The organism is Rubritalea sp. (assembly GCF_039830215.1).
In the GTDB taxonomy this organism is placed as follows: Bacteria; Verrucomicrobiota; Verrucomicrobiia; order Verrucomicrobiales; family Akkermansiaceae; genus Rubritalea.
In genome coordinates, this window is sequence record NZ_JBDOPO010000284.1 from 1 (window position 1) to 2,624 (window position 2,624).

Annotated in this window: 4 protein-coding genes; all 4 read right to left on the reverse strand. The window is 41.1% G+C overall.

The genetic code is table 11. The annotated features are described in order from the left end of the window. Positions 1 to 730: cytochrome c (locus ABGY95_RS09340; RefSeq protein WP_347441409.1), on the reverse strand; the 730-nt coding region annotated here is incomplete at its 3' end. A 241-nt stretch (positions 731 to 971) separates the two neighbouring features. Further along, positions 972 to 1,367 carry an Hsp20 family protein gene (locus ABGY95_RS09345; protein ID WP_347441410.1) on the reverse strand — a complete coding sequence of 132 codons (396 nt, stop codon included), beginning with the start codon at positions 1,365 to 1,367 and terminating at the stop codon, positions 972 to 974. Positions 1,368 to 1,800: 433 nt separating this feature from the next. Beyond that, positions 1,801 to 1,995: a hypothetical protein gene (locus ABGY95_RS09350; RefSeq protein WP_347441411.1), complete on the reverse strand. Its 195-nt coding sequence runs from the start codon at positions 1,993 to 1,995 to the stop codon at positions 1,801 to 1,803. A 20-nt stretch (positions 1,996 to 2,015) separates the two neighbouring features. Beyond that, the gene (locus tag ABGY95_RS09355) at positions 2,016 to 2,150 is read right to left on the reverse strand and encodes a hypothetical protein (protein ID WP_347441412.1); all 135 of its coding nucleotides are present in this window, start codon (positions 2,148 to 2,150) and stop codon (positions 2,016 to 2,018) included. Between the last annotated feature and the right edge of the window lie 474 nt (positions 2,151 to 2,624).

Genomic DNA, 2,624 nt, shown 5'->3' on the forward strand with positions numbered 1-2,624 from the left:
ATGTTCTGCAAACTTCATTAGGTACTAACTCTCCCCACTTACCCATTGCGTATTCGGTAAGCATTCCGCCGGTTTGTCCATCTATATAAAGATTAGAATTAGCGTGATGTACTACTGCCTTGGCATGTCCTAGGGGCTTAACTTGTATCGCTTTGATACATCTATCTTCTGTTACGCCAGAATCTACGATATGTTTGTGCCACATATCATTACCATTGGCTGGAATATCGAGGGGTACTGAAGGGATTATTAGGTTGGGTTGACCCAAGTCGGCGGCAAAAGTCCACTCATTTGGGTCTGGTAAATTAGGGGATTGTACTACTATGTCACGGTCGCCATAGGGGGCACCCGCGTTGACCCAGTTTACTACTGAGTCTATATCTTCTTGTGTTAGTCTCCAGTCTCCCTGAAGGTCTTGTATACCTATTCCATGATCGTAGGAATAGGGTGGCATTTCTCGACTTGCAACTTTATATTGAATTAAAGGAGCCCAAGGTCTAACTTGCTCATAGTTTTCGAACGTCATAGGTCCGATTCCACCTTTCTGGTGGCAGACTACACAATTATTATTGATAATATCTGCAACGCCATTGGTGTAAGTGGGTTCATCTGCGGCTGTAGCAGTACCACAGGCTAAGGCAATAGCTAAACTTAATTTTTTCATACTAGCTCCTTCTTTGCGGCTTGACGCCCCTTTGCTTTGTCTCTTTTTCGCATTGACTTTGTCCATTTACGACTAAGTGAATTTTGTTTCTCATTGCCTAAAGGTTTCATACTAGCTCCTAAAAGTGGACAGGGGCTTTCACCCCTCTCCGATTAGTTTTACGAGAGTGCTATAATCCATATAGGTATATGAATAGCAAACCAAGTTACAAAAACAGCTCTTACTATTGCTCTAGTAAGAATTATTTCATCTTGATATTTATCTATTACTCCTCGCATGTCTCTCTCATACTTTTCCATGACTTCTCCTAGTCGATGGTAATGGTTACGGGTTTTTCTGATTCAGGTAAATTCTCAATCAGATCTAAGCAAAGCAGTCCGCGTTCCAAATACGCTTTTTTTAATTTAATATGGTCGCCTACTCTAAAGTTTCGTGTAAATTGCTTTCCACTTAACCCTTTATAGGCGTATGTTTCATTTGGATCTTCTACTTGCTTCCGAGTACCTTTAACGCTAAGCACGCTTTTAAATAGTGAGATTTCAATATCCTTTTTATCCCATCCAGGAAGGGCTATTTCAACTCTATAGCCTGCATCTCCTGTTTGTAATATGTTATATCTAGGATAACCTCCATCTACCGCGCTTGCTAAGAAATCATGTTCAAAGCGGTCAAACCCTACAAAAAATTTAGGCAGGTCTGCCAATAATGATCTATGTGTGACCATTCTATTCTCCTTTTAGCTCCCTTTCGGAAAGCTGCTGTAGCCCCTTTCGGTGACTGGTTTATAAAAACGCTACTTTTAGGTGATAAGGGAAGTAGCCACCCTCAGTTAGCTTATGCGGCTAACGCAAACACTTCATCGTTTGCAGTTGTTTTGTTGCTGTAAAGTAGCTTCCGCACTATTCTCCTGATAGCCTTTCCTAGCCTGTCGAATCTGGATCACCCCCCTGTAGTAGTTGATGCACTTACTGCATTGTACATCTTCTTGCTCTAGTCGTTTTAGTAACGATTTCAAGTCATGGTAGTCGCTCTCACTTATGTTTCTACAAATGCACGCTATCATAAGAATTAGGTTGGTGGAGGTGTCGGGATTTGCACCCGAGTCCACACTAGTATTATACTATCTATCATTGAATTCAAAAATATTTATTTATTACTTGAATTTTTTCGTCTGCTGCTGCTATGAGCGCCACTTGGGACTCTATAGCAGCTACCAAGTCGGGATGTTCTCCGATTCCTGCAGGGTGGTCTTGGTAGACCTGGATATTAGCCCTAGCTACCGCTATATCCCCTGTTAGTTTTTGTATTAATGCTTTTAATAATGGTGACATTACTACTTTCCTTTTAATTGTTATACGTCATCCACCTCAATGATTTCTTCTTCTATGAGGTAGCCTACTGTTGCCATGATGCCAGTTTTTCTACCTAGTGCGTAGCTAGAGATTCCACATCCTATAACAACTAGCACGAATAATATATCAAACATAACATCTCCTTTTTCCAGTTTTCAGAAATATTATTATACAACTGTAGAGATAAAAAGTCAAGAAATTTTTTTAGATGAATAGAAAATTCCCCTAACAGCTCGTGACCATTAGGGGAATCTTTGCTATTTAGCGAGGTGTGGAACTGAAGGCAAGTGATCCTTCTAGCGCGTGTTCCAACACGGATGTATTTCAGCTCTTCTTTAATAGTGCTTTAGTGTTTTTCATCACTACTGATTTTTTTTGCCCTAGTTCGCATGAACTAACCAGATGGGTAAAATCAGAAATACCAAGGAGATGTCTATTACTCCCAAGAATACCTGTCGCTGTTCTTTAACGTCCCCCCGACAGGAGTTGGACGATTTTAACCCTATCATCTTCACCCTAGGAAAGAATGAGTACGAGGGCTGGAGGCTGCTGTTGGGCCACCGCCACTAACCGTAGCACATGTGCTACGGTTAGATTCTAGCGTTTAG